The following is a 25,104-nucleotide window of genomic DNA, read 5'->3' as shown; positions in this document are numbered from 1 at the left end:
CCCCGTCGGTCGGGCCGGGCCGGCGCTGCCGCGGGGCCGTCAGGTCATCCAGCGGTCCGGGCGGGCCGACGCGCGGGAGGTGCGGGAGCGGTCCGCCTGGGTGTGGAGAAGGGCGGTGGCCTCCGGCGCCGGCCGGAGGCGGGCCGTCACCGTGTGGTTGGCCCCGGTGTCGACGTGTACGTCGGCCACGCCGTGGAATCGCTTCCACGGCCCCCGGGTGAGCCGGACGCTCTGGACCTTGGCGTGCGGGACGATCTCCGTACGGCGGCACAGGAGCCCCCGCCGGGCGGCGAACACCCCCTCGGAGACGGCCACGCCGTAGCCCCTCCACCACACCGGGACCACCCACCGCCCGCCGGACCTCGGGGCGGGGGCGAAGCGCAGGGCCGCGAGGTCGACGCCCGGCAGCACCCGCGCGATGACCTCGTACGCGGCGGCCCGCGCGGCCACCGGCACCAGGACGTCGTTCTTCGAGCCCGCCACGGCCAGCTCCACCCGCACCCAACCGCGCCACCGCCACAGCAGCGGCTCGACGATCCGTACGGTCTGCACCCGGCCCGGCGGCACCGTCTCGTGCACCCGGTCCGCCAGGCCGTGGTCGAGCCGCAACCCGTCGGGGGACTCCGCGACCGTCCAGTCGTACTCGGTGAGGAACCGGCCCGCGCTGCTGCTCCAGGCCCAGCCCAGCAGCGGCAGCAACGCGGCCGCTGCCGCCCAGGGGTTGGCGCTGAACCACCACACCACCACAGGTACCAGCAGCCCGCCGACGACCGCGGCGAGCACCCCCAGGCTCAACAGCAGCGAGGCCACCAGCTCGCGCGGCCCCACCCGCAGCAGCGCGCGCTCCGGCGCCTCGCCGAGCGTGACCGCCTCGGCCGGGGCGAACCCCGCCGCACGCGCCAGGAGTTCGGCGCGCAGCGCGGCGGCGTCCCTCTCGGCCAGGTACGCCAACTCGTCCTTGTCGTCGGTACCGATGACATCGATCCGCAGCTTCGCGACCCCGGCGAGACGGGCCAGCAGCGGCCGGGTGACGTCCACCGCCTGGACCCGGTCGAGCCGGATGTGGGCGGTGCGGCGAAAGAGCAGCCCGCTGCGGATGCGCAGCTCGGTGTCGGTGACGGCGTAGTGGGTGAACCACCAGCTCAGCAGGCCGTACGTACCGAAGACCAGGAGCAGGGCGACGAGGGCCAGGAAGCGGAACGACACGGGCAGCTCCGTGATCCACTCCTCGGCGCGGTCGCCCTGCTGCGCGAGCACGCCGATGATCGCCGCCATCGGCACCCAGGCGCGCAGCAGCGGGGTCAGCGGGTGCAGCCGCCGCTCGTACGCGGACACCGCCGCGGTCGCGGTCCCCGAAGCGGTGGGAACCCCCACCACCCCCGGCACGCCGCCCACGGCCTTCGCGAGCCCGGCCGCCCCCGGAGCCCCGGCGACCCCGGCGCCGTCGGTGCCGTCGGTGCCGTCCCCACCCGTCGGGCTCACAGGCCCGCCGACCTTGCCTCGCCCAGCTCGGTCAGCCGGTCGCGCAACCGCTCGGCCTCCCCCGGCGCCAGCCCGGGGATCTTCGCGTCGGTCGCCGCGGCGGCCGTGTGCAGCTGTACGGAGGCCAGCCCGAAGCGCCGCTCCAGCGGCCCCGAGGTCACCTCCACCAGCTGCATCCGCCCGTACGGCACCACCGTCTGGGCCTGCCACAGCACCCCCCGGCTGATCAGCAGGTCATCGGCCCGCTCCGCATACCGCCACGACCGCCAGTTCCGCCCGAGCAGCACCCAGCCCCACGCCGACGCCACGAGCCACAGCGCCCCGCAGACCGCCCACGCCGGACCGGCCGCCAGCGACAGCACGACGCCGGTCACCGCGGCGAGGAGCAGTGCCCAGAACGCCAGCAGCAATCGGCGCAGCCTGAGCAGGCCGCCCGGCAGTCCCACCCAGTCGGGGAGGCTCGTCCCACCCGTTGTCCCGGTTTCCATGCGCACAGCGTAGGGCTGAGACAATGCGGCCATGACGGAGACCACGGTCGGCATCGGCGGAGCGGCGGAGAGCACCGACATGGTGCTCAACATCGGACCGCAGCACCCTTCCACGCACGGCGTCCTGCGCCTGCGCCTCGTCCTGGACGGCGAGCGCATCGTCAGCGCCGAGCCGGTGGTCGGCTACATGCACCGGGGCGCCGAGAAGCTCTTCGAGGCCCGGGACTACCGGCAGATCGTGATGCTGGCCAACCGCCACGACTGGCTGTCCGCGTTCTCGAACGAGCTCGGCGTGGTCATGGCCGTCGAACGGATGCTGGGCATGGAGGTCCCCGAGCGGGCCGTGTGGATGCGGACCCTGCTCGCCGAGCTGAACCGGGTCCTGAACCACCTGATGTTCCTCGGGTCGTACCCGCTCGAACTGGGCGGAATCACTCCGATCTTCCACGCGTTCCGTGAGCGCGAGGAGCTCCAGGCCGTCATGGAGGAGATCTCCGGCGGCCGGATGCACTACATGTTCAACCGGGTCGGCGGCCTCAAGGAGGACCTGCCGGCCGGCTGGCTCGGCCGGGCCCGCGCCGCCGTCGCCGACGTCCGTACCCGCATGGACGTCTACGACAAGCTGGTCCACGGCAACGAGATCTTCCGCGGTCGCACGCGCGGGGTGGGCGTGCTCACGGCGGAGGCCGTGCACGCGTACGGGGTCTCCGGCCCGATCGCCCGCGCCTCCGGCGTCGACTTCGACCTGCGCCGCGACGAGCCGTACCTGGCCTACGGCGAGCTCCAAGACGTCCTCAAGGTGATCACCCGCACCGAGGGTGACTGCCTGGCGCGCTTCGAGGTCCTGCTCGACCAGACGCACAACGCCCTCGACCTCGCCGAGGCCTGCCTGGACCGGATGGCGGAGCTGGCGCCCGGGCCGGTCAACCAGCGCCTGCCGAAGGTCTTGAAGGCGCCCGAGGGGAGCACGTACGCCTGGACCGAGAACCCCCTCGGCATCAACGGCTACTACCTCGTCTCGAAGGGCGAGAAGACCCCGTACCGGCTCAAGCTGCGTTCGGCCTCCTTCAACAACATCCAGGCGCTGGCGGTGCTGCTCCCCGGGCAGTTGGTCGCGGACATGGTGGCGATCCTCGGCTCGCTGTTCTTCGTGGTCGGCGACATCGACAAGTAGCCCGGCCCGAGGCGGGCCGACGTGCCCGAGGCGGCTTGACGTGCCTGAGGCGGACCGGGGCGACGGAGCGGTGTCGGTGGCGGGGTGCAGACTGGGGGCATGTCCCACTCCCCCCGGCGGGCCTGTCCCGCCTGCGGCCGCGACTGCGCCGTGACGGCCGGGCGGATCGCCCGCCACGACCCGCCCGACGGCCGGGGGCGCGGCGAGCTGGTGTCCTGTCCCGGCTCCCGCGCCCGGGTGATCCTCGGCGCCTCGGCGCCCACCCTGGACGGCTTCACCCTGGGCCCGCACCCGGGACAACTGCCGCTGTTCTGACCCGGCTGTGTCCAGCCGGGTCCGACCGGGCAGCGGTCCGGGGCCTACGAGATCGCGGTGCGCAGGCGCCCCACGTCGACCGGCTCGGTCTCGTCGTGGGCCGTGAGGTCGATGACCTGACCCACCGCGCGCTGTTCGGCGGTGGGCGCCTTGAACTCCGGTTCGGCCTCGCCTTGTCCGGCCGACTCCGCCTTGTGCACCGCGAGGGCCTCCGCGCCGACGACGTCCGCGAGGTCCTCGTTCTGTACGGACTCGATCACGGCACGGGCCTGCGCGGCGGTCTTGGTGCCGAAGAAGTCGAAGCCGCCCTCGACGCGGGAAGCGGAACGCCTCGGTGGCGAGTACGGGGCCACCGCTGCCGCGAGGCGCCGGGCCGGAAGCTGTGCGGCGGAAACCCCCGCCTCGGCCGCCGCTCCCGCGTCGCCCGCGGCCGTCGTACGGCCGTGCGCCCCGCTCTCGGCCGCCGGACCGGCGGCCCCGGGTCCGGTCGCGCCACCCGGGGCGCCCGAAACCGCGGCCCGCCGCTCCGCCTTGCGCACCAGCGCGGCCATCGCCGCGTTGGCGCGGGCGTACCCGACGGCCGTGGGCGCGCCGCTGCCGGTGCGCTCCTGCGACACCGCCGGGAGTTCCTTCGGGCCGGCCGCTCCCGCGGCCGCCTCGATGGCGAGCAACCTGCGCCGCTCCAGGGCGCCGGCGCGCTCCGTTTCGGCGGTCGCGTACCGGCGCAGCAGCGCGGCGTGTTCGCCGCGCAGGCCCGCCAGTTCGACCCGCTTGGCGCGCAGCTTCGTGTCGAGCTTGGCGCGCAGCACGCGGGCTTCCTCTAGATCGGATTCGAGCTCGGCTATCCGCTCTTCCGTCTTCCACTCGTCCTTGACCCGCTCGCGAGCGAGTTCCGCCACCCGGCGGCCGGCCGAGCGGTCCCAGGAGCGCATGACGACGGCGCCGGCGACACCCGCGGCGGCCGTGAGGGCCACGAGCAGGCGCAGCGCCACCGGTTCCGCGAGCAGCCAGGCCGCGCCGGCACCGGCCACGGAAACACCGGCGACGGCAGACGGCGTGAGCAGACGGTGCAGAGGTTCTGGATTGCGGTGGCGTCCACGGGGCATGGCCTGAAATTTACAGGGCGAAGGCGGGATGTGGGGTAGCCGCCCGGCAATCTCTTACCAGGCGGTTACCCGTCATTTCCGCATCAAACGCGTAACTGATCTCCGTACGGGGCTACTTCTTGAGCAGACCCTTGGATTCCAGGTACGCCTTGGCGACATCGGCGGCCTTCGCGCGCTCCGCGTCCACCTTCCGGTTGAGCTCGACGAGGTCGGCGGTCGTCAGCGTCTTGGTGAGCCCGGCGAGCGCCGCCGCGACCTCCGGAGCACCGGCGTCCTTGGCGTTGACGACCGGCAGGACGTTGTCGGCGTTCTGGAGCTTCTTGTCGTCCTCCAGCAGGACCAGGCCGTAGCTGTCGAGCGTGGCGTCGGTGGTCGTGGTCAGCACGAGTTGGTCCTCGCCGTCCTTGACGGCCTGCTTGGCCTGCGGGGTGCCGACACCCTTCGGGTCAATACCGGAGACCGCAATTCCGTATGTCTTCTCCAGCCCCGGACGGCAGAAGGGACGGACGGCGCATTCGTCGCCGGCCGCGATCTTCACCTTGAGTCCCGACTTACCAAGATCGGAAAGGGACTTGAGGTTGTTCTTGGCGGCGAATTCCTTCGTCACCGCGAAAGCGTTCTGGTCGACCGCCGAACCCACCGGCAGGACCTTGAGGCCCAGCGGCGTCGCGAGCTTCTCCAGCGCCGCCACCGTCGCCGTGGCGTCGCTCGACGCGACCGGCTTGTCCTTCGGCGCGTCCTTGCCGTTGACCTTGGCGTTCAGGAACTCGGCGAGGGTGGCCGCGTACTCCGGGACGACGTCTATCTCGCCCTTCTCCAGCGACGGCTCGTACAGCTCGCGGTTGTTGACCGTGGTGACGGAGGTCGAGTAGCCCGCGCCACGCAGGACCTGCGCGTACAGCTCCGCCAGCACGTTGGACTCGGTGAAGCCGGCCGCGCCGATCACCAGCTTGCCCTTGGCGCCGCCCTCCGAGGAGGAAGAGGACGAGGCCGAACCACCGTCCTTCGACTTCTCAAGGCTGTCGCCGCCGCACGCGGTGAGCGATGCGGCCAGGGCGACCGCACCCAGCGTCGCGCCGAGGACGTGCAGGGACTTGCTCATGTGGTGCTCCTCCAAAGGGGTGGGGCGGACGGAAAACATCGAAGTCGACACATCGAAGTCGTACTGAACGGCCGTCCAGGCGGCCGTCGGAACGGGCGGGGACGGTCAGCGGGCCGCCGACGGGTGGCGCGGAAGCAGCCGGTCCGCCGCCACCAGCGCCCCCTCCACCAGCAGGGCCAGCAGCGCCACGAGCACGGCGCCCGCCACCACCTGCGCGGTGTTGTAGGTGTTGAACCCGGCGGTGATGATCCGGCCCAGACCCCCCTGGCCGACCATCGCCGCGATCGTGGCGGTGGCGATGACCTGGACGGCGCCCGAGCGCAGCCCCGTCATCACCAGCCCCCGCGCCAGGGGCAGTTCCACCCGAAGGAAGAGCTGGCCCCCGGACATCCCCATGCCCCGGGCCGCCTCCACCACCGAACGGTCCACCTCGCGCATGCCCACGTACGCGTTGGTCAGCAGCGGCGGGATCGCGAACAGCACCAGCGCGATGACGGTCGGCAGATAACCGGCGCCGCGCAGCGGCGACACCATGAACAGGGCCAGCACCGCGAAGACGGGGACTGCTCGCCCCACATTGGACACGTTCACCGCGAGGGCGCCGCCCTTGCCGAGATGGCCGAGCCACAGCCCGAGCGGCAACGCCACCGCGCAGGCGACGGCCAGCGCGATCCCGCTGACGAACACGTGCTCACCGAGCCGGTGCCACACGCCGTTCTCCCCGGCCCAGTTGGCGCCGTCCGTCAGCCAGTCCCACGCCCCGCCCAGTACGCCCACGGCTCAGGCCCCCTCGACCGTGACGGCGGCCACGGGAACGTCCGACGTCGCGGCCCCGCGCGGCGTCCGAGCCGCCCGGGTCCACGGCGTGAGCAGCCGCTGTACGCCGAGCAGCAGCAGGTCCGCCATCAGCGCGAGCAGCACGCACAATACGGAGGCCGTGAGCACCTGCGCCTTGAAGGAACTGTTCACGGCGGGGGCGATGAGGTTGCCCAGGCCGCCCTTGCCCACGATGGAGCCGACGGTCGTCAGCGCCACGGTGGACACGGTGGCGATCCGCACCCCGGCCAGCAACGCGGGCAGCGCCAGCGGCAGCTCGACCTGCCACAGCAGCCGTCCCGGTCCGTACCCCATCCCGCGCGCCGCTTCCCGTACGTCCTCGGGCACGGCGGCCAGACCGGCCATCATGTTGCGGACCAGGATCGTCAGCGAGTACAGCACCAGGCCGGTCACCACCAACGCCGCCGACAGTCCGAAGAAGGGCAGCAGCAGCGAGAACATCGCGAGCGAGGGGATCGTGTAGAGCAGGGTGGTCAGACCGAGGACGGGAGCCGCCCAGCGGCGGCCCCGGCGGGCCAGCAGCGCGAGCGGGACCGACAGGGCGATACCGATCAGCACCGAGACGACGGTGATCCACACGTGCTGGACGGTGGCGTCGGCGAGTTCCTGGGAGCGCGAGGTGACGTAGTCCCAGCAGACCCAGTCGTTCGCGACCAGACAGTTCCGTTTGTCCACCCCACTCACCTCCTCTCACCGAACGCACACGTTTTCGATCAAGGGGCCGTTGCCCGAGGGCAAGGCCGGAACCGACCATAACCCCCGGCACCGACAATGGCCGGAATCCTTCGCAGTCAGGCAACACACCCTTCACACACGTTGCCCCCGGGTTGAGGAAAGATGGCGAGGTGATCCGATTCGAGCATGTGACCAAGCGCTACCCCGACGGGACCACGGCCGTCGAGGACCTGTCCTTCGAGGTGGCGGAAGGTGAGCTGGTCACGCTGGTCGGCCCCTCCGGCTGCGGCAAGACGACCACGATGAAGATGGTCAACCGGCTCATCGAGCCGACCTCCGGCCGCATCCTGCTGGCCGGTGAGGACATCTCCACCGCGGACCCCGTCGAGCTGCGCCGCCGCATCGGCTACGTCATCCAGCAGGTCGGGCTGTTCCCCCACAAGACGGTGCTGGAGAACACGGCCACCGTGCCCCGGCTCGTCGGCACCCCGAAGACCAAGGCCCGCGCCCGCGCCGCCGAGCTGCTCGAACTCGTGGGCTTGGACCCCTCGGTGTACGGCGACCGGTATCCCGAGCAGTTGTCCGGCGGCCAGCGCCAACGCGTCGGAGTGGCCCGCGCGCTCGCCGCCGACCCGCCGGTGCTGCTGATGGACGAGCCCTTCGGCGCGGTGGACCCGGTGGTGCGCGAACGCCTCCAGAACGAGTTCCTGGAGCTCCAACGCACCGTTCGCAAGACGATCCTGCTGGTCACCCACGACCTGGAGGAGGCGATCCGGCTCGGCGACCGCATCGCCGTCTACGGCACGGGCACCATCGAGCAGTTCGCCCGCCCGTCCGTGGTGCTGGCCGCGCCCGCCACCGAGTACGTGGCCTCCTTCGTCGGCGCCGACCGGGGCCTCAAACGGCTCGCGGTCACCCCCGTCGACACGACCGACCTCGCCCCGGCGGACGGCGCCGCGCCGGCCGTCGCCGTACCGCTGGGGGCCACGCTGCGCGAGGCGCTCGCGGCGCTGCTCCAGGAGGACTCCGGCCGGGTCGGGGTCGAGGACCCGGACTCCGGCGCGCTGCTCGGCGTACTGACCCCGGAAGCCGTGCACCGGGCCCTGCGCCGGGCGCACCTCCAGGAGGCGTGAGCGCGCGAACGGGGAACGAAAAAGGAGAGTGACTGCCCCTCAGGGGTCGTCACTCTCCTGGCTTCCACCCGCCGGACCCGCCCGACATCCGCCGCGTCCCCGCCGGCGGCCCGGGTCAGGCCCGGGTCAGGCCTGCATCCGACCGCTCAGCCACACCAGCATCGGCGTGATCTCGCGGCGCCAGGTGTTGAAGTTGTGGCCGCCGCTGTCGAGCACGATCGAGGAGACCCGGTCCGAGCCCTTGACCAGCTTGATGAACTTCTTGGTGTCGTTCAGGTTGTCCTCGCCCTTCTCGCTGGTCGTGACGAGGAAGGAGGTGCCGGTCGGCTTCTTGTGGTCGACGCTGTGCAGGACGTCGGCCCGCTTCCTCAACTTGTCGTCGCCCTTGAAGAGGTCACCGGTCGTCGGGTCGTCGGCCGCCTGGTAGTACGCGGACAGGCCCACGCCGGCGCCGAAGGTCTGCGGGTAGTGCGCGGCGATCTTGAGCGCGCAGTAGCCACCCGTGGAGTTCCCGACGAAGCCCATGTTCTGCGGCTTCTTGCCCACCCGGAAGGTGGACTGGATCGCCTGCGGCAGGTCCTGCCCGAAGAAGGTCTCGGTCTGCGGGCCGCCCGGGATGTCCACGCACTCCGTGTCACGCGGAGGGGCGATCGTGGGGCGCAGCATCACCAGGATCATCGGCTGCATCTTGCCCGCTTTGGCCTGCTTGAAGGCCGTCATGGGGTAGTTCAGCCCTTTGATCAGGTTCTCGGCCGTGCCCGGGTAGCCCGTCAACACGACGGAGGCCGGGAAGTTCTTGTTCTTGTAGTGCGGCTGAAAGTACTCCGGCGGCAGCCACACGTACCCGGGGCTCGTTATCTTCGACTTGGGGCCGGTTATGGCAACCTTCAGGATCTGACCGCCGACCTGGGGCTTGGCACCACCCGGCACGTCCAGGCTCTGCTTGTCGACGACCTTGATGTCCCTGCTGCTCATCGAGTGGTCGACGACCTTGCCCATGGACGTCTGCTGGCCGAACAGGTCGGCCCAGGAACCGTAGAAGAGGAAGGACTTGTTCGCCGCCAGGCCGACCGCCGAGAACACGGCGAGCTGGGTCACGAGCAGGAGGCCGATCCGGCCGAGCAACGCACGCCAGGTGCGGCCCGCGAGCCGCGGCCAGAACCACACAGTGGCCGCGAACAGCAGCACACCGAGGATGATGGCCAGGACCAGAACCGTATTACTGGTGAGACCCATGAGCAGTCAGTCGACTTTCTGGTGGCAGGGCTGGTTTTTTCTCGACGCAAGAGTGAACCCGCTCGCCCTCGATGTCGTCCTAGGGGACGCACCACACTCCGGAGGCTGTCACGGCCTTCGGCCATATGATCTCTCGCAGAGCAACGGGAAGCGATGTCTAGCAGGATAGATGGCGATAAGTCGGGACAGGTTCCGAAGGCGGTCCGCCGAATCTTCCGCGGACCCAAGCCGGAGTCGGTGCCCGGCCTGGTAGGTACGGCCGTCATGATCGTCGGCCTTCTGGACATCGCGGCGGGCGTCTTCCCGCGATTCCGGCACAGCCGGTTCCACTCGTTCACCGAGGTGCTGCCCGGCTCCCTGGGTCCGTTCGCCGCCGCGCTCTCCATCAGCGCCGGCGTACTGATCCTGCTGCTGGCCCACGGCCTCAAGCGGCGCAAGCGGCGTGCCTGGCGGGCCGCGGTCATCCTGCTGCCCGCGGGCGCCGTGGCGCAATTCACATACCGGCACTCCTTCCTCGGAGTGGTCATCGCGGCGGTGCTCCTCGCCCTGCTGCTGCGCCACCAGAGTGAATTCAAGGCGCTGCCGGACCCGCGCAGCCGCTGGAAGGCGCTGGCCAACTTCGTACTGATGAGCGCCGGTTCCATCGGTCTCGGCCTGGTCATCGTCAACGTCCACCCGAACAAGGTCGTCGGCAACCCGGGCCTGTACGAGCAGATCACTCACGTGGTCTACGGGCTCTTCGGCTTCGAGGGCCCGGTCGCCTACTCGGGCCGGGTCTCCTGGACCGTCGGCTACTCCCTCGGCGCACTCGGCATGCTGACCGCCGTCACCACCGTCTACCTGGCCTTCCGCCCGGAGCACCCGGCGGCCCGGCTCACCGCCGACGACGAGGCCAAGCTGCGTGAGCTCCTGACCAAGCACGGTGGCCGCGACTCCCTCGGCCACTTCGCTCTGCGCCGGGACAAGGCCGTCGTCTTCTCCCCCAGTGGCAAGGCCGCCGTCACCTACCGCGTCGTCTCCGGCGTGATGCTCGCCTCCGGTGACCCGGTCGGCGACGTCGAGGCCTGGCCCGGCGCCATCGAGCGGTTCATGGAGGAGGCCAAGGCCCACTCGTGGACCCCGGCCGTCGTGGGCTGCAGCGAGACCGGCGGCGAGGTCTGGACCCGCGAAACGGGACTGGACGCCCTGGAACTCGGTGACGAGGCGATCGTCGACGTCAAAGACTTCTCCCTCGCCGGACGCGCCATGCGCAACGTCCGGCAGATGGTGAAGCGCATCGAGCGCAACGGCTACACCACCAAGGTCCGCCGGGTCAGCGAGCTGACCGAGGAGGAGCTGGAGCAGGTCCGGGGCGCCGCCGAGGCCTGGCGCGGCACCGACACCGAGCGCGGCTTCTCCATGGCGCTGGGCCGGGTCGGCGACCCGGGCGACGGGGACTGCTTCATCGCCACCGCGCACCGCGTCGAAGAGGGCGACACCAGCCCCTTCGGTGACCTCAAGGCCATCTTGCACTTCGTGCCGTGGGGCAAGGACGGCATGTCGCTGGAGCTGATGCGCCGTGACCGCGCCGCCGACCCCGGCATGAACGAGCTGCTGATCGTCGCCGCCCTCGGGGCCTGCCCGGAGCTCGGCATCGAGAAGGTCTCGCTGAACTTCGCGATGTTCCGCGCGGCCCTCGCCCGCGGCGAGAAGATCGGTGCGGGACCGGTGCTGCGGATGTGGCGCGGCCTGCTGGTCTTCCTGTCCCGCTGGTTCCAGATCGAGTCGCTGTACAAGTTCAACGAGAAGTTCCGCCCCCGCTGGGAGCCGCGCTTCATGGTCTACCGGCACACCCGCGACCTGCCGCGCATCGGTTTCGCCGTGATGCAGGCCGAGGGCTTCGTGACCCTGGCCCTGCCCCGGCTCTTCGAGAGCCGCCGCCGGCCCAAGCCGGTCCGCCCCTGCGCCCACACGCACGGCGAGGCGGTACCGGCCCAGGCGGGCGAGCGCGAGGTCCAGGCGGCGTAGGCGGCGGGACGCCCCGGACGGGGCGTCCCGCCGCCTCGCGACCGCCCGCCGTACACGGGGCCGAGGCCCCGTGTACGAGGCCGGTGGCCGGCCGGTCCCGGCCACCGGCCGGCCCGGGCCCGGGCCCTACCCTTGAGCTATGAACACCAACCACGGGGCCACGGCCAGGGGCCGGGTGACAGGCCTGCCGGAGTGGGACCGCTGCGGGGTCATGGGCGTCGTGAACGTCACCCCCGACTCCTTCTCCGACGGCGGCCGCTGGTTCGACACCACCACCGCCGTCAAGCGCGGCCTGGACCTGGTCGCCCAGGGCGCCGACCTCGTCGACGTCGGCGGTGAGTCCACCCGTCCCGGCGCCACCCGCGTCGACGCCGAGGAAGAGCTGCGCCGCGTCGTCCCCGTGGTGCGCGGCCTGGCCGCCGAGGGGGTCGTCGTCTCCGTCGACACCATGCGCGCCGAGGTCGCGGCGCAGGCCGTCGCCGCCGGTGCGCGGCTGGTCAACGACGTGAGCGGCGGGCTCGCCGACCCCGGCATGATCCCGGCGGTGGCCGCAGCGGAAGTGCCGTTCGTGGTCATGCACTGGCGCGGGTTCAGCGCCGGCATGAACAGCCTCGCCGTCTACGAGGACGTCGTCGCCGAGGTCACCGCCGAGCTGCGGGACCGCATCGACGCCGTCATCGCCGGGGGCATCGCGCCCGAGCGGCTCGTGGTCGACCCCGGCCTGGGCTTCGCGAAGAACGCCGAGCACGACCTGGCCCTCGTAGCCCACCTGCGCGAGTTGCGTGAGCTGGGCTTCCCGCTGTTGGTCGCCGCCTCGCGGAAGCGTTTCCTCGGACGGGTCCTGGCGGGGGCCGGCGCCGCCCCGCCGCCCGCCCGGGAACGGGACGCCGCCACGGCCGCCGTGTCCGCGATCGCCGCCCACGATGGCGCCTGGGCGGTACGGGTACACGAGGTACGCGCGACCGCCGACGCGGTTCGGGTGGCCCGCGCCGTGGAAGGGGCACTGTGATCCGTCAGACCTACCGGGAAGGGGCACGGTGAGCCGTACCGACATCGAGGCCGTCGAAGAGATCAACACCGCCTTCTACGAGGCCATGGAGCAGGGGGACTTCGACGCACTGTCGGCGCTCTGGCTCGAGGACGAGATCTCCTGCGTGCACCCCGGCTGGCCGGTGCTCTCCGGGCGCGGCGAGGTGCTGCGCTCGTACGCCCTGATCATGTCCCACACGGAGTACATCCAGTTCTTCCTCACCGACACCAAGGTGGCCGTCCTCGGCGACACGGCCCTGGTCACCTGCACCGAGAACATCCTCAGCGGGGGGCCGGCGGAGGACAGCGGGGAGCTGGGCCCACTGGTCGGTCAGCTGGTCGTCGCCACGAATGTGTTCCGACGCACATCCGAGGGCTGGCGCCTGTGGTCCCACCACGGTTCACCGGTGCTTACGGACTCCGAAGATGAGGACGAAGGGGACACCGACTGACCCCATGGGCGGGGCCGGAGGTTTATCGCAGGTAAATTCGAAGGTGGACGACGCCGACCGCACTCGGCGTAGGCCCATGGCCCCGGGGAGTCCCGGGACCGGAAGCACCTACGAAACAGGAGTGATTCGCGTGGATCGTGTCGCGCTGCGCGGCCTCAAGGCTCGCGGGCACCACGGCGTCTTCCCCCGGGAACGCGAGGAAGGCCAGACCTTCATCGTCGACTTGGTGCTGCACATCGACGCCCGTCCCGCGGCGGCCGACGACGACCTGGCCAAGACCGTGCACTACGGAGTGGTGGCCGAGGAAGTCGTCGACGTGGTCCAGGGAGAGCCGGTCGACCTGATCGAGACCCTCGCCGAGCGGATCGCCCAGCAGTGCCTCAAGCACGAAGCGGTGGCGCAGGTCGAGGTCGTCGTCCACAAGCCGGACGCGCCGATCACCGTCCCCTTCGACGACGTGACCATCACGATCACCCGGAGCCGCGCATGAACAACGGACTCAACGCCCAGAGCGACCCCACCGTCCAGCCCGTGCCGGCGTCGGTGGTGGAGACGGTCGACGCGGCGGACACGACCCTGTCCAACCCGAAATGGGCCGTCATCGCACTGGGCGCGAACCTCGGCAACCGGCTGGAGACCCTCCAGGGCGCCATCGACGCCCTCGGTGACACCCCGGGCCTACGGGTCAAGGCCGTCTCCCCCGTGTACGAGACCGAGCCCTGGGGCGTCGCGCCCGGCTCGCAGCCCTCGTACCTCAACGCGGTCATCACCCTGAAGACCACCCTGCCCCCCTCCTCCCTGCTGGAGCGCGGGCACGCCATCGAAGAGGCCTTCGACCGCGTCCGCGAGGAGCGCTGGGGGCCGCGCACGATCGACGTCGACATCGTGGCGTACGCCGACGTGGTCTCCGAAGACCCCGTCCTCACCCTTCCTCACCCCCGCGCCCACCAGCGGGCCTTCGTGCTCGCCCCCTGGCACGACATCGACCCCGAGGCACGGCTCGCGGGTCACGGGGAGATCTCCGCGCTGCTGGCCGGAATCGGCCTGAGCGGTGTCGCGCCGCGCCCGGACCTGGAACTCCACCTGCCCGAGTAGTCGTTAGCCTGTTCACTGCTGACGAAACGGCTCAGAAAGCGGGGAACGGGCACGTGAAGCAACTGAGGCCGGCGGTCCTGGCGGGCATCTTCGTGGTCGCCGGAGTGCTGTCCTGGGCGGGCGCCCGGCTCTGGAACGCGTACGGCACCCTGCCGGGCGTCCCCCTGGCCGCACCCGTCGTCCTCGCCGTGATCGCGGTGATCCTCTTCGCGACGGGGCTGTCGATGCGCACCCGTCTGAAGGCGCAGCGCGAGCGCCGACCGGGCGCCAAGGGGGTCGAGCCCCTGATGGCGGCCCGCGCGGTGGTGTTCGGGCAGGCCAGCGCCCTGGTCGCGGCCCTGGTGGCCGGTATGTACGGGGGCGTCGGCGTGTTCCTGCTGACCGACTCCCTCGACGTGCCCGCCCGGCGCGATCAGGCCTGGTACGCGGGCGGCTCCGTCCTGGCGGGCGCGGCGGTCATCGCGGCCGCCCTGTTCCTGGAGCACGTCCTCAAACTCCCCGAGGACGACGACACCACCCCCCACTCCTCGGCCCGCGCCTGACGCACCCCGGCGGACCCCGCCCAGTGCGCGGGGCCCGGCCGAGCCCGCGGGCCGCGCGCCACCGGCCCGTCACCCGTGAGCGGCTTCTCCGGGGCGCGCCGCGCGTCCTCGCTCAGCGCTCTCGGACGGGTCCGGAATCGGCCGACGGTCAGCGGCAGCGCTCAGCGGTGTCAGCGGCGCCGGGTCAGCGGGCCATGATGAGGCTCATGGCCTCGTTGCGGGTCGCGGGGTCGCGGAGCTGGCCGCGGACCGCCGAGGTGATGGTCTTCGCGCCGGGCTTGCGGACACCGCGCATCGTCATGCACATGTGCTCGCACTCGATGACAACGATGACGCCACGCGGCTCCAGGATCTCCATGAGGGAGTCCGCGACCTGCGTCGTCAGCCGCTCCTGCACCTGCGGACGGCGGGCGTACACGTCCACCAGGCGGGCGAGCTTCGACAGGCCCGTGATCTTGCCGTCCGTCGACGGGATGTAGCCGACGTGCGCGACACCGTGGAAGGGCACCAGGTGGTGCTCGCAGGAGCTCATCACCTCGATGTCCTTCACCAGGACCATCTCGTCGTGGCCCAGGTCGAACGTCGTCGTCAGGACCTCCTCCGGCTTCTGCCACAGGCCGGCGAATATCTCCCTGTAGGAGCGCGCCACCCGCGCCGGAGTCTCCAGCAGACCCTCGCGGTCCGGGTCCTCGCCCACCGCGATCAGGAGCTCGCGCACGGCCGCCTCGGCGCGCTTCTCGTCGAACGCGCCGATCGTGCCCTCGCCACCGGTCAGGGTCACTGGGTCGGTCATGTCTTCCTCGTTCCTGTGTGCACAGCGCTCGCGGGCAGGTGAAAGTGCCGCGCCCCCCAGGCTAGAACCTGGGGGGCGCGGCATGCATTCCGGGGCCGGTCGGGCCCCGCGGTTACTCCGTGCGGTCTTCCGGAGAGGCCTCGGGGGCCTTCTCCACCGACACCGCCGGCGAGCTCGACGCCGAGGCGCCGTTCGCCGAGTTCGTCAGCTGGAGCTCCTTGGGAGAGAGCACCGGCGGACGGGTGGAGGGGGTACGGCGGGCGGAACCGGTCCACGCCGGACGGGCCGGACGCTTCACGATCGTGGAGAAGATCTCCGCGATCTCCTCCTTGCCCAGCGTCTCCTTCTCCAACAGCGCGAGCACGAGGTTGTCCAGGACGTCCCGGTTCTCGACCAGGATCTCCCAAGCCTCGTTGTGCGCGGTCTCGATGAGCTTCTTGACCTCTTCGTCGACCAGCGCCGCGACCTCTTCCGAGTAGTCCCGCGGGTGCGACATCTCGCGGCCCAGGAACGGCTCGGTGTTGTCGCCGCCGAACTTGATCGCGCCCAGCCGCTCGGTCATGCCGTACTGGGTGACCATGGCCCGCGCGGTGGCCGTGGCCTTCTCGATGTCGTTCGCCGCGCCCGTGGTCGGGTCGTGGAAGACCAGCTCCTCGGCCGCGCGCCCACCCAGCATGTACGCGAGCTGGTCGAGCATCTCGTTGCGCGTGGTCGAGTACTTGTCCTCGTCGGGCAGGACCATGGTGTAACCCAGGGCCCGGCCTCGGGAGAGGATCGTGATCTTGTGGACCGGGTCGGAGTTCGGGGAGGCCGCCGCGACCAGGGCGTGGCCGCCCTCGTGGTACGCGGTGATCTTCTTTTCCCGGTCCGACATGATCCGGGTCCGCTTCTGCGGACCCGCCACGACGCGGTCGATCGCCTCGTCCAGCATGTGGTTGTCGATCAGCTTCTTGTTCGAGCGGGCCGTGAGCAGCGCGGCCTCGTTCAAAACGTTGGAGAGATCGGCACCGGTGAAGCCGGGGGTGCGGCGGGCGACGGCCGAGAGGTCGACGTCCGGCGCGACCGGCTTGCCCTTCTGGTGGACCTTGAGGATCTCCAGACGGCCCTGCATGTCCGGGCGGTCGACCGCGATCTGCCGGTCGAAGCGGCCCGGGCGCAGCAGCGCCGGGTCGAGGATGTCGGGACGGTTCGTGGCGGCGATCAGGATGACGCCGCCCTTCACGTCGAAGCCGTCCATCTCGACCAGCAGCTGGTTGAGGGTCTGCTCGCGCTCGTCGTGACCGCCGCCGAGACCCGCACCGCGGTGCCGGCCGACGGCGTCGATCTCGTCGACGAAGACGATCGCCGGCGCGTTGGCCTTGGCCTGCTCGAACAGGTCACGGACGCGCGAGGCGCCGACACCGACGAACATCTCGACGAAGTCGGAGCCGGAGATCGAGTAGAAGGGAACACCGGCCTCGCCCGCGACGGCACGCGCGAGCAGGGTCTTGCCGGTGCCGGGCGGCCCGTAGAGCAGCACACCCTTGGGGATCTTGGCGCCGACGGCCTGGAACTTCGCCGGCTCCTGGAGGAACTCCTTGATCTCGTGGAGCTCCTCGACGGCCTCGTCCGCGCCCGCGACATCGGAGAAGGTCGTCTTCGGCGTGTCCTTGGTGATCAGCTTGGCCTTGGACTTCCCGAAGTTCATCACCCGGGAGCCACCGCCCTGCATCTGATTCATCAGGAACAGGAAGACGACGACGATGAGGACGAACGGGAGCAGCGAGAACAGCACGCTCAGGAACGGGCTGGTCTTGTCCGGCGAGACGGTGTACCCGTCGGTGATCTGACCGGCTTCGTACTTGGTCTGGAGGTTCTGGGCGAGCTGAACGCCCTGGTCCCCGATGTAGTTGGCCTGGAACTTGGTGCCGTCGTTGTTGCCGAGCTTCTGGTCCTTCTTCAGCTCGATCTTGATCATCTGGCTGTCACCGGTGGTGAGCTTGGCGCTCTGCACCTGGCCACTGTTGATCGCCTTGATGACCTCGCTGGTCTCCACCGACTTGTAGCCGCCGCCGGAGCCGACGACGTTCATCAACACGACCACGGCGAGGACGGCCAGCACGATCCACATGACCGGCCCACGGAAGTATCGCTTCACGTCCATCCATACGGGGCGCTAGGCACCCCGTCCCTCCTGCCCGTAGGTAAATGCTGCTGTGAGTAAAGACTGTTCTTCGGAATGTACCCCTGAATTGTCACCCGCGGCCTCGTGGGACGGCTGACAGACCCGTCTTCCCCTGGTCCAACGGCGGGAAGCGCCGCCAGGTTCCCCGGGGCCGCGGGTTTCGCCGAGGTTCCCCGGGGTGGCCGCGGGACTCGCCCCACGGCCCGTGCGGCCGGTCAGCCGCCGTAGACGTGCGGGGCGAGCGTGCCGACGAACGGCAGGTTGCGGTACTTCTCCGCGTAGTCGAGGCCGTAGCCGACCACGAACTCGTTGGGGATGTCGAAGCCGACCCACCGGACGTCGATGGCGACCTTCGCCGCGTCGGGCTTGCGCAGCAGCGTGACGACCTCGAGCGAGGCCGGCTCGCGGGAGCCCAGGTTCGACAGCAGCCACGACAGGGTCAGGCCCGAGTCGATGATGTCCTCGACGATCAGGACGTGCTTGCCCTTGATGTCGGTGTCCAGGTCCTTGAGGATGCGCACCACACCGGAGGACTGGGTCCCGGCGCCGTAGGAGGACACCGCCATCCAGTCCATGGTGAGCGGGGTGGACAAGGCGCGCGCCAGGTCCGCCATCACCATCACGGCGCCCTTGAGCACACCGACGATGAGCAGGTCCTTGCCCGCGTACTCCGCGTCGATCTTCGCGGCCAGCTCGGCCAGCTTCGCGTCGATCTCTTCCTTGGTGATGAGCACCGACTGGAGGTCGTCGCCCATGTCCTTCTCGTCCACCCGCATCACTTTCGTCGTCGGCCGGGACTCCGGAGGTGAGTGCCCCCGGAGGACTCAGCCGCGTTTCAGCACCAATCAGCCCTGCCGAATGACAAGTCTGCCACCCTGCCGCTGGGCCTCGACCCGGCCGGGCAGGTTGATGGCGCCCTGACCGCGCCATCCGGTGATGAGACGGTCCACTTCCTCGATGTGACGGGCGAAGAGCGAGCCCGCGGGAGACCCGGCGGCGACCACGGCCCGGCGCAGGACCCGGCGGCGGACGGCCGGGGGCAGGGCGTAGAGCTTGGCGCACTCCAGGCGGCCGTCCTCGTCGCGTACGCGGGTCTCCGCGTCGGCGGCCCAGGCGTCCAGGGCGTCGGCGTCGTCGCGGGACAGCTGGGCGGTACGGGCGAGCGCCTCGACGACCCCCTTGCCGAGCGCCTTCTCCAGGGCGGGCAGTCCCTCGTGGCGCAGCCGGGAGCGGGTGTAGGCGGGGTCGATGTTGTGCGGGTCGTCCCAGACGGGGAGGGACTGGACCATGCAGGCCTTGCGGGCGGTCTGCCGGTCGATCTGGAGGAAGGGGCGCCGGTAGCGGTGGCCGCGGCCGGGGCCGCCGGACACTTCCGCCATTCCGGAGAGCGATCGGATGCCGGAGCCGCGGGCCAGGCCCAGCAGGACGGTTTCGGCTTGATCGTCACGCGTGTGGCCGAGCAGCACGGCGACGGCCCCGAGCCGGTCCGCCGCCTCGTCCAGGGCGGCGTAGCGGGCATCGCGCGCGGCGGCCTCGGGTCCGCCGTCACGGCCGACGCGCACGGCGACGGACTCCACCGGGTCAAGGCGGAGCGCGGTCATGCGGGAGACGACCTCGGCGGCGCGCAGGTCGGAGCCGACCTGGAGGCCGTGGTCGACGGTGACCCCACCGGCCCGGACGCCGAGCTTGGGGGCCTCGAAGGCGAGGGCGGAGGCGAGCGCCATGGAGTCGGCGCCGCCCGAGCACGCGACGAGGACGAGCGGCGGGACGCCGTTCGCGGTGGCCGGGGTCGCACCGGACGGGTTCCGGCGGGCCGCGGTGTGACGGCCGGTGGGGCCGTGGGCGGGAACGCCGCTCACGCTCCGGTCGCCGAGGTCGGTCGGATCGGTCAGATCGGTCAGATCGGTCAGGACGTCGTGGAGTACGCGGCGGACCGCCAGGCGTATCGCCGCGACCGCAGGATGGGGACCCATGTCCGGTGCCCTTCGTGGAGTTCGGATGCCTCGGAGGCGTGGGGTGGTGCGCAGGGGTGTCGGCGGTGTGTCCGGTATCGGCGGGGGTTCCGGCGAGGGCGCCCCCGGGATTCCGGTTGTCACTCCGGTTGTCACTCAGAGTGCGTCGATGGTGACAGAACCGAGCCGTTCCCTGAGCATCGCACGCCCTTCCACGGCGCACGGTCCCTCGGAAGGGTGATGCTGCTTCCCCCAACGAGACAAGTTCACACCTGCCCGACGCGGGAACACGCCCCGCGCCGCGCCCGGATTCACGCCCCTTCGCTCCCGTCGCGCCCCTCGCTCCCCTTGCGGTGGACGCGGGCCACCCAGTCCGCGGGCTTGGCGATCTCCGCCTTGGTGGGCAGCGTGTTCGGGGAGGTCCAGACGCGGTTGAAGCCCTCCATCCCGACCTCACCGACGACGGCGCGGACGAACCGCTCGCCGTCGCGGTACTGGCGCATCTTCGCGTCCAGGCCCAGCATCTTGCGCAGCGCGGCGTCGAGGCGGCCCGCGCCGCTGGCCCGGCGCTGCTGGAACTTCTCCCGGATCTCGGCCACCGAGGGCACCACCTCGGGACCCACGCCGTCCATCACGAAGTCGGCGTGGCCCTCCAGCAGCGACATCACCGCGGTGAGCCGGGCGAGCACCTCGCGCTGCTCGGGGGTCTGCACGAGGTCGACCAGGGAGCGGCCCTCGTCGCCCCGCTCGGAGTCGGGGCGGGCGCCGGCGAAGGTCTGGGCGGCCTCACGGAGCCGCTCCAGCACGGTCATCGGGTCCAACTCGGTGGCTCCGAGGAACGTCTGGATTTCGCCCTCCAGGTGGGCGCGCAGCCACGGGACGGCCGTGAACTGCGTACGGTGTGTCTCCTCGTGCAGGCAGACCCACAGCCGGAAGTCGTGCGGGTCCACCGCCAGCTCCCGCTCCAGGTGCACGATGTTCGGGGCGACGAGCAGCAGCCGGCCGCCGCCCTGGGCCGAGCCCGGGAGATCGAGCGTCGGCGGCGCGAAGGTCTCGTACTGGCCGAGCACCCGGGAGGCCAGGAAGCTGAGCAACATGCCCAGTTCGACGCCGGTGACCTTGCCGCCGAACGCGCCGAGCACGGCGCCGCCCGAGGTGTTGTCGCGGCGCTCGCGCATCTTGCCGAGCAGCGGGGCCAGCAGTTCCCGAAAGCCGGCCACATTGGCCCTTACCCAGCCGGCCCGGTCGACGACCAGGACGGGCGTGTCGTGGACGGTGGTCCCCTCGGGCAGGGCGCCCATCATCCGGGTGAAGTCGCGCACGTGCCGTTCCGAGGTCTTGGCGTGCCCGCGCAGCTCCGCCACCACGGCCCGGGCCTCGTCCCGGCTGACCTCCGGGCCGGGCCGGACCAGCCGGGTCGCGGTCGCCACCGCGAGGTTCCAGTCGACCATCTCCGCACCACCGATGCTCGTCATGCGTCAACCGTACGTGGACCGGCCCCTCCGCGGGATCCCCCCGACCTCGGCTAGGGTGTCGCGGCCACCGCGGCCGCCAGCTTGTCCAACCCGCGTTCGGCCGTCGGGCCGTCGGGTCCGTTCGCGCTCAGGAAGGCGAAGGCGACCAGCCGTCCGGAGGGCGTGACGACGGTCCCGGCGAGCGAGTTGACCCCGGTCAGGGTGCCCGTCTTGGCCCTCACCAGGCCCGCGGCCTGGGAGGCGCCGGCGTTGCGGGTGCGCAGGGTGCCGGTGAACCCGGCGACCGGGAGGCCGGTGAGGACCGGCCGCAGCTCGGGGCGCCGCGGGTCGGCGGCCCGGACGAGGAGGCCGGTGAGCAGGCCGCTGCTGACCTTGTCGGCGCGGTTGAGTCCGCTGCCGTCGGCGAAACGGGTCCCGGCGGTGTCGACGCCGAGGGAGGCGAGCTTGTCGGTGACGGCCTTCTCGGCGCCCTCGAAGCTCGCGGGCTGCCCGGCGGCCAGGGCCGTCTGGCGGGCGAGGGCCTCCGCGATGTCGTTGTCGCTGTTGGTCAGCATCCGCTCGACGAGGCCGCCGAGCGGGGTGGACAAGGTGGTGGCCAGCGGCTGGGCGCCCCCGGGCGCCTGGGCTCTCGCGGGGTCGGCGGTGACCTTGATGCCGCGTTCCTTCAGCAGGGCGGCGAAGGCTCGGGCGGTGTCCTGGGCGGGGTCCTTGCTCCGCTCGACGGGGCCCGAGCTGCTGTCGCCCCCGGAGCCCGTGGCCTGGGAGGTGCCCCCGGGTCTGCCCTCGTCGGCCATCAGGGCGGTGACGGGGGCGAGGTTGTCGTTCTCGCCGATGGGGTGGCGGACCGGGCCGGTGTAGAGGAAGTCGTCGTAGCCGAGCGCCACGGAGTCGGTGCCGGCGGCCTTGAGCGCCTGGGCGGTGTCCGCGGCGAGGGCGACGAGGCTGCCCCCGGACCCGGCGGGGTTCTTCTTCTTCGCGGTGAGCGAGGGGTCGCCGCCGCCGACCAGGACGACCTGCCCGGGGTCTGCGCCGCGGACGACCGTGGTGCGGATGCGGTACTCGGGTCCGAGGGCGGCCAGCGCGGCCGAGGCGGTGGCGATCTTGACGGTGGAGGCGGGGGTCATGGCTTCGCGCGACCCTGATTCGTAGAGCACCTCGCCGGTCGCCGCATCCACGACGGAGGCGGTACGGAGACTCCCCAGAGCCGGATCGGCCAGCAGGGGCTCCAGCGCCGCCGCCAATCCACCGGAACTCGACGCTCCGGCCTTGTGCGGAGTGCCCGAACCGATGGCGGAGAGCACCCAGGGCGCGCTCGGGGCGGGCTGCGGAAGCGATCCCGCCGCGTGATCTGCGCCACCCGTGAGGCTCCAGGAGGCGGCCCTGTCCCGCTCGGCCTTACGCTGGCCGGAGTCCCACGGACCCGCGGCGGTCACCGTCACGGCCGACAGGGCGAGGCCGGCCACGGCCGACCCCGCGATGAGCTGCCACGTCTTGACCAGAGGCACCTCGGACCAGCCCCTTTCGCGATCACACTTATGCGTGAGGGACACTTAACCATTGCGTCTTGCCGCGAGCATGGCAGCCCACCCGCAGGGGCCGGGCCGGACGCGCACGCAGGTGAATCAACGCAGTCTTCGAAGCAATGAAGCTGATCATGGAGGAGCAGGACGTGGAGTTCGACGTCACCATCGAGATCCCCAAGGGTTCGCGGAACAAGTACGAGGTGGACCACGAGACCGGCCGGATCCGTCTGGACCGTCGCCTGTTCACCTCCACCAGCTACCCGGCGGACTACGGATTCGTCGAGAACACCCTGGGCGAGGACGGCGACCCGCTGGACGCCCTGGTCATCCTGGACGAGCCGACCTTCCCGGGCTGCCTGATCAAGTGCCGCGCGATCGGCATGTTCCGCATGACGGACGAGGCGGGCGGCGACGACAAGCTGCTGTGCGTGCCGGCCTCCGACCCGCGCGTGGAGCACCTGCGCGACATCCACCACGTCTCCGAGTTCGACCGCCTGGAGATCCAGCACTTCTTCGAGGTCTACAAGGACCTGGAGCCGGGCAAGTCGGTCGAGGGCGCCAACTGGGTGGGCCGCGCCGAGGCAGAGGCCGAGATCGAGGCCTCGTACAAGCGCCTGGAGGCCCAGGGCGGCCACCACTGAGCACTGCGCTCGGTCGTGGGTGAGCGGGACGTCCCGCCGCCCCTGTGACACCGCGGGCGGCGTCCCCTGAGGGGGGCGCCGCCCGTTGTCGTATCCGCGCGCGGGGCTGTCGTATCCCGTCCCGCGGGGCTGTCGCGACCGTCCTTCAGGGCTGTCGTGCCCGTCCCGCGGGGTTCCGCTTTCGCCGGGGAGGAAACGATTCCGCATACTGATACCGCTGGTGATCACTGACTGGAGGACGCGTGGCGGAAGCCGACCGGGCAGAGGACAAGAAGCCCACCTCGGACGAGGCGCACAGCGCGTTCGCCCGGCCGCCCGGGACGGGGACCGACGCACCGGACGACGACCAGCCCACCTCGGAGTTCGCGGTCCCCGACGGCATGGCCGCGCAGACCGCCGAGCCCGAGCGTTCCGCTTTCGCCCCTCCGGCCACCTACAGCGGCCGGCACTCCCCGCCCGCGTACACCCCCGCCCACGGCTTCCCCGTGTCCAGCATGCCGGAGTCGCCGTGGCAGGACCGCATGCGCACCATGCTGCGCATGCCGGTGGACGTGCGACCCGTCCCCGAGCCGGTACAGAAGCAGAGCGAGGCGGGGCCCGCCGTGGGCCGCGTACTCGACCTCACCCTGCGCATCGGCGAGCTGCTCCTCGCGGGCGGTGAGGGGGCCGAGGACGTGGAGGCCGCCATGTTCGCCGTGGCCCGCAGCTACGGGTTGGACCGTTGCGAGCCCACGGTCACCTTCACCCTCCTGTCCATCACCCACCAACCCTCCCTGGTCGACGACCCGGTCTCGGCGAGCCGGACCGTACGCCGCCGCGGCACCGACTACACCCGACTCGCGGCCGTCTACCGGTTGGTGGACGACATCAGCGCCCATGAGATCGAGGTGTCGCTCGAGGAGGCCTACCGGCGCCTCGCGGAGATCCGTCGCAACCGGCACCCGTACCCGGGCTGGGTACTGACGGCCGCCGCCGGGCTGCTCGCCGGAGCGGCCTCGACCCTGGTCGGCGGTGGTGTGCTCGTCTTCGTCGCCGCCGCCATCGGCGCGGTACTGGGCGACCGGCTGGCGTGGCTCTGCGCCGGGCGCGGACTGCCGGAGTTCTACCAGTTCGTGGTGGCCGCGATGCCGCCCGCCGCGATCGGCGTGGCGCTGAAGCTGGCCGAGATCGACGTACGCGCCTCCGCGGTGATCACCGGCGGCCTCTTCGCGCTGCTGCCGGGGCGGGCACTGGTCGCGGCCGTGCAGGACGGCCTGACCGGCTTCTACATCACCGCCTCCGCCCGCCTGCTGGAGGTCATGTACCTCTTCATCGGGATCATCATGGGCGTGCTGGTGATGCTGTACATCGGCCTCCAGCTGAACGCCAAGCCGAATCCGGACGAGGTCCTGCTGATCACGCAGCGGCCGCTGATCCAGATCGCGGCCTCGATGGTGCTGGTGTTCACGTTCGCGATCCTGCTCCAGCAGGAACGCTCCACCGTGTGGATCGTGACCCTGAACGGCGCGGTCGCCTGGGTGACCTTCGGAGCCCTGCACTACGCGGGCGAGATCCCGCCGGTGCCGTCCACCGCCATCGCGGCCGGGCTCGTGGGCCTGTTCGGGCAGCTCTTCTCCCGTTACCGCTTCGCCTCCGCGCTGCCCTACACGACGGCGGCCATCGGCCCGCTGCTGCCGGGCTCGGCGACGTACTACGGGCTGCTGCTGATCGCCGAGAACCGGCTGAACGAAGGCCTCGCCTCACTCGTGAACGCCGCCGCCATCGCGCTGGCCATCGCGATCGGCGTCAACCTGGGGTCCGAGACCTCACGGCTGTTCATGCGCATCCCGGGCGCCGCGAGCGCCGCCACCCGCCGGGCGGCGAAGCGGACCCGCGGTTTCTGA

Annotated in this window: 24 protein-coding genes; 11 read left to right on the top strand and 13 right to left on the bottom strand. The window is 71.2% G+C overall.

The genetic code is table 11. The features are described from left to right. Nucleotides 1-39: 39 nt before the first annotated feature. Together ACV7NM_RS18115 and ACV7NM_RS18110 are read right to left on the bottom strand one after the other, a co-directional pair. Nucleotides 40-1,482 (bottom strand): PH domain-containing protein, encoded by a 1,443-nt coding sequence (locus ACV7NM_RS18115; RefSeq protein WP_463411239.1) that lies wholly within the window; start codon nucleotides 1,480-1,482, stop codon nucleotides 40-42. Continuing rightward, the gene (locus ACV7NM_RS18110; RefSeq protein WP_463411238.1) at nucleotides 1,479-1,970 is read right to left on the bottom strand and encodes a PH domain-containing protein; all 492 of its coding nucleotides are present in this window, start codon (nucleotides 1,968-1,970) and stop codon (nucleotides 1,479-1,481) included. The genes ACV7NM_RS18115 and ACV7NM_RS18110 overlap by 4 nt, the downstream gene beginning before the upstream one ends. Before the next feature lie 31 nt (nucleotides 1,971-2,001). Between ACV7NM_RS18110 and ACV7NM_RS18105 the strand changes: the two genes are divergently transcribed. Further along, nucleotides 2,002-3,144 carry an NADH-quinone oxidoreductase subunit D gene (locus ACV7NM_RS18105; protein WP_463411237.1) on the top strand — a complete coding sequence of 381 codons (1,143 nt, stop codon included), beginning with the start codon at nucleotides 2,002-2,004 and terminating at the stop codon, nucleotides 3,142-3,144. 99 nt (nucleotides 3,145-3,243) lie between these two features. Further along, a complete protein-coding gene (locus ACV7NM_RS18100; protein ID WP_463411236.1) occupies nucleotides 3,244-3,459 on the top strand; it encodes a hypothetical protein in 216 nt (71 codons plus the stop codon). A 44-nt stretch (nucleotides 3,460-3,503) separates the two neighbouring features. Here the strand turns inward: ACV7NM_RS18100 and ACV7NM_RS18095 are convergent, their stop codons facing one another. The 4 genes from ACV7NM_RS18095 to ACV7NM_RS18080 all read right to left on the bottom strand — a co-directional run bounded on the left by ACV7NM_RS18095 (nucleotide 3,504) and on the right by ACV7NM_RS18080 (nucleotide 7,179). After that, nucleotides 3,504-4,565 (bottom strand): hypothetical protein, encoded by a 1,062-nt coding sequence (locus ACV7NM_RS18095; protein WP_463411235.1) that lies wholly within the window; start codon nucleotides 4,563-4,565, stop codon nucleotides 3,504-3,506. A gap of 112 nt (nucleotides 4,566-4,677) precedes the next feature. Beyond that, nucleotides 4,678-5,667 (bottom strand): ABC transporter substrate-binding protein, encoded by a 990-nt coding sequence (locus ACV7NM_RS18090; RefSeq protein ID WP_463411234.1) that lies wholly within the window; start codon nucleotides 5,665-5,667, stop codon nucleotides 4,678-4,680. A 105-nt stretch (nucleotides 5,668-5,772) separates the two neighbouring features. Further along, a complete protein-coding gene (locus ACV7NM_RS18085; protein ID WP_463411233.1) occupies nucleotides 5,773-6,444 on the bottom strand; it encodes an ABC transporter permease in 672 nt (223 codons plus the stop codon). A 3-nt stretch (nucleotides 6,445-6,447) separates the two neighbouring features. Then, the gene (locus tag ACV7NM_RS18080; protein WP_463411232.1) at nucleotides 6,448-7,179 is read right to left on the bottom strand and encodes an ABC transporter permease; all 732 of its coding nucleotides are present in this window, start codon (nucleotides 7,177-7,179) and stop codon (nucleotides 6,448-6,450) included. Between the two features lie 170 nt (nucleotides 7,180-7,349). Between ACV7NM_RS18080 and ACV7NM_RS18075 the strand changes: the two genes are divergently transcribed. Beyond that, nucleotides 7,350-8,312, top strand: coding sequence for an ABC transporter ATP-binding protein (locus ACV7NM_RS18075; protein ID WP_463411231.1), 963 nt, complete (start codon nucleotides 7,350-7,352; stop codon nucleotides 8,310-8,312). A 126-nt stretch (nucleotides 8,313-8,438) separates the two neighbouring features. Here ACV7NM_RS18075 and ACV7NM_RS18070 read toward each other — a convergent pair whose 3' ends face one another. Beyond that, a complete protein-coding gene (locus ACV7NM_RS18070) occupies nucleotides 8,439-9,548 on the bottom strand; it encodes an alpha/beta hydrolase (RefSeq protein WP_463411230.1) in 1,110 nt (369 codons plus the stop codon). A gap of 153 nt (nucleotides 9,549-9,701) precedes the next feature. On the opposite strand from ACV7NM_RS18070, the gene ACV7NM_RS18065 reads away from it, so the two are divergent. From ACV7NM_RS18065 to ACV7NM_RS18040, 6 genes are all read left to right on the top strand, one after another. Then, on the top strand, nucleotides 9,702-11,555 hold the full coding sequence (locus ACV7NM_RS18065; protein ID WP_463411229.1) for a phosphatidylglycerol lysyltransferase domain-containing protein: 1,854 nt from the start codon (nucleotides 9,702-9,704) through the stop codon (nucleotides 11,553-11,555). Between the two features lie 139 nt (nucleotides 11,556-11,694). Next, nucleotides 11,695-12,564: a dihydropteroate synthase gene (gene folP, locus ACV7NM_RS18060; RefSeq protein ID WP_463411228.1), complete on the top strand. Its 870-nt coding sequence runs from the start codon at nucleotides 11,695-11,697 to the stop codon at nucleotides 12,562-12,564. Between the two features lie 28 nt (nucleotides 12,565-12,592). Then, nucleotides 12,593-13,036: a nuclear transport factor 2 family protein gene (locus ACV7NM_RS18055; protein ID WP_136216386.1), complete on the top strand. Its 444-nt coding sequence runs from the start codon at nucleotides 12,593-12,595 to the stop codon at nucleotides 13,034-13,036. A 130-nt stretch (nucleotides 13,037-13,166) separates the two neighbouring features. Further along, on the top strand, nucleotides 13,167-13,526 hold the full coding sequence (folB, locus tag ACV7NM_RS18050; protein ID WP_136216387.1) for a dihydroneopterin aldolase: 360 nt from the start codon (nucleotides 13,167-13,169) through the stop codon (nucleotides 13,524-13,526). Next, on the top strand, nucleotides 13,523-14,131 hold the full coding sequence (gene folK / locus ACV7NM_RS18045; protein WP_463411227.1) for a 2-amino-4-hydroxy-6-hydroxymethyldihydropteridine diphosphokinase: 609 nt from the start codon (nucleotides 13,523-13,525) through the stop codon (nucleotides 14,129-14,131). Before folB ends, folK begins: the two co-directional genes overlap by 4 nt. Nucleotides 14,132-14,184: 53 nt before the next feature. After that, on the top strand, nucleotides 14,185-14,673 hold the full coding sequence (locus ACV7NM_RS18040) for a DUF3180 domain-containing protein (RefSeq protein ID WP_463411226.1): 489 nt from the start codon (nucleotides 14,185-14,187) through the stop codon (nucleotides 14,671-14,673). A gap of 184 nt (nucleotides 14,674-14,857) precedes the next feature. Here the strand turns inward: ACV7NM_RS18040 and folE are convergent, their stop codons facing one another. The 6 genes from folE to dacB form a co-directional block, all read right to left on the bottom strand. Beyond that, on the bottom strand, nucleotides 14,858-15,466 hold the full coding sequence (gene folE / locus ACV7NM_RS18035) for a GTP cyclohydrolase I FolE (RefSeq protein ID WP_463411225.1): 609 nt from the start codon (nucleotides 15,464-15,466) through the stop codon (nucleotides 14,858-14,860). 112 nt (nucleotides 15,467-15,578) lie between these two features. Continuing rightward, nucleotides 15,579-17,609, bottom strand: a complete 2,031-nt coding sequence (ftsH, locus tag ACV7NM_RS18030; RefSeq protein ID WP_463411224.1) for an ATP-dependent zinc metalloprotease FtsH — start codon at nucleotides 17,607-17,609, stop codon at nucleotides 15,579-15,581. 236 nt (nucleotides 17,610-17,845) lie between these two features. Further along, complete coding sequence (hpt, locus tag ACV7NM_RS18025; protein ID WP_136216392.1) at nucleotides 17,846-18,406, bottom strand: hypoxanthine phosphoribosyltransferase; 561 nt, start codon at nucleotides 18,404-18,406, stop codon at nucleotides 17,846-17,848. Nucleotides 18,407-18,475: 69 nt separating this feature from the next. Continuing rightward, on the bottom strand, nucleotides 18,476-19,603 hold the full coding sequence (tilS, locus tag ACV7NM_RS18020) for a tRNA lysidine(34) synthetase TilS (protein ID WP_463411223.1): 1,128 nt from the start codon (nucleotides 19,601-19,603) through the stop codon (nucleotides 18,476-18,478). 290 nt (nucleotides 19,604-19,893) lie between these two features. Further along, nucleotides 19,894-21,057 carry a zinc-dependent metalloprotease gene (locus tag ACV7NM_RS18015; protein WP_463411222.1) on the bottom strand — a complete coding sequence of 388 codons (1,164 nt, stop codon included), beginning with the start codon at nucleotides 21,055-21,057 and terminating at the stop codon, nucleotides 19,894-19,896. A 50-nt stretch (nucleotides 21,058-21,107) separates the two neighbouring features. Continuing rightward, complete coding sequence (gene dacB / locus ACV7NM_RS18010) at nucleotides 21,108-22,562, bottom strand: D-alanyl-D-alanine carboxypeptidase/D-alanyl-D-alanine endopeptidase (RefSeq protein ID WP_463411221.1); 1,455 nt, start codon at nucleotides 22,560-22,562, stop codon at nucleotides 21,108-21,110. A 164-nt stretch (nucleotides 22,563-22,726) separates the two neighbouring features. Here dacB and ACV7NM_RS18005 point away from each other — a divergent pair, with 164 nt between their 5' ends. Further along, nucleotides 22,727-23,221 carry an inorganic diphosphatase gene (locus ACV7NM_RS18005; protein WP_030031597.1) on the top strand — a complete coding sequence of 165 codons (495 nt, stop codon included), beginning with the start codon at nucleotides 22,727-22,729 and terminating at the stop codon, nucleotides 23,219-23,221. Between the two features lie 242 nt (nucleotides 23,222-23,463). After that, nucleotides 23,464-25,104 (top strand): threonine/serine exporter family protein, encoded by a 1,641-nt coding sequence (locus ACV7NM_RS18000; protein WP_463411220.1) that lies wholly within the window; start codon nucleotides 23,464-23,466, stop codon nucleotides 25,102-25,104.

Source organism: Streptomyces sp. Tek67B01 (assembly GCF_055231995.1).
Note: the sequence above shows the minus strand (reverse complement) of the source record. Positions and strands in the feature narration are given on the sequence as shown.

Bases quoted from the DNA above. Each gene is read 5' to 3' on its own strand.
- ACV7NM_RS18110 (WP_463411238.1), bottom strand. From the start codon at position 1,970: ATGGAAACCGGGACAACGGGTGGGACGAGCCTCCCCGACTGGGTGGGA.
- ACV7NM_RS18105 (WP_463411237.1), top strand. From the start codon at position 2,002: ATGACGGAGACCACGGTCGGCATCGGCGGAGCGGCGGAGAGCACCGAC.
- ACV7NM_RS18100 (WP_463411236.1), top strand. From the start codon at position 3,244: ATGTCCCACTCCCCCCGGCGGGCCTGTCCCGCCTGCGGCCGCGACTGC.
- ACV7NM_RS18095 (WP_463411235.1), bottom strand. From the start codon at position 4,565: ATGCCCCGTGGACGCCACCGCAATCCAGAACCTCTGCACCGTCTGCTC.
- ACV7NM_RS18090 (WP_463411234.1), bottom strand. From the start codon at position 5,667: ATGAGCAAGTCCCTGCACGTCCTCGGCGCGACGCTGGGTGCGGTCGCC.
- ACV7NM_RS18070 (WP_463411230.1), bottom strand. From the start codon at position 9,548: ATGGGTCTCACCAGTAATACGGTTCTGGTCCTGGCCATCATCCTCGGT.
- ACV7NM_RS18065 (WP_463411229.1), top strand. From the start codon at position 9,702: ATGTCTAGCAGGATAGATGGCGATAAGTCGGGACAGGTTCCGAAGGCG.
- folP (WP_463411228.1), top strand. From the start codon at position 11,695: ATGAACACCAACCACGGGGCCACGGCCAGGGGCCGGGTGACAGGCCTG.
- folK (WP_463411227.1), top strand. From the start codon at position 13,523: ATGAACAACGGACTCAACGCCCAGAGCGACCCCACCGTCCAGCCCGTG.
- folE (WP_463411225.1), bottom strand. From the start codon at position 15,466: ATGACCGACCCAGTGACCCTGACCGGTGGCGAGGGCACGATCGGCGCG.
- ftsH (WP_463411224.1), bottom strand. From the start codon at position 17,609: ATGGACGTGAAGCGATACTTCCGTGGGCCGGTCATGTGGATCGTGCTG.
- hpt (WP_136216392.1), bottom strand. From the start codon at position 18,406: ATGCGGGTGGACGAGAAGGACATGGGCGACGACCTCCAGTCGGTGCTC.
- tilS (WP_463411223.1), bottom strand. From the start codon at position 19,603: ATGGGTCCCCATCCTGCGGTCGCGGCGATACGCCTGGCGGTCCGCCGC.
- ACV7NM_RS18015 (WP_463411222.1), bottom strand. From the start codon at position 21,057: ATGACGAGCATCGGTGGTGCGGAGATGGTCGACTGGAACCTCGCGGTG.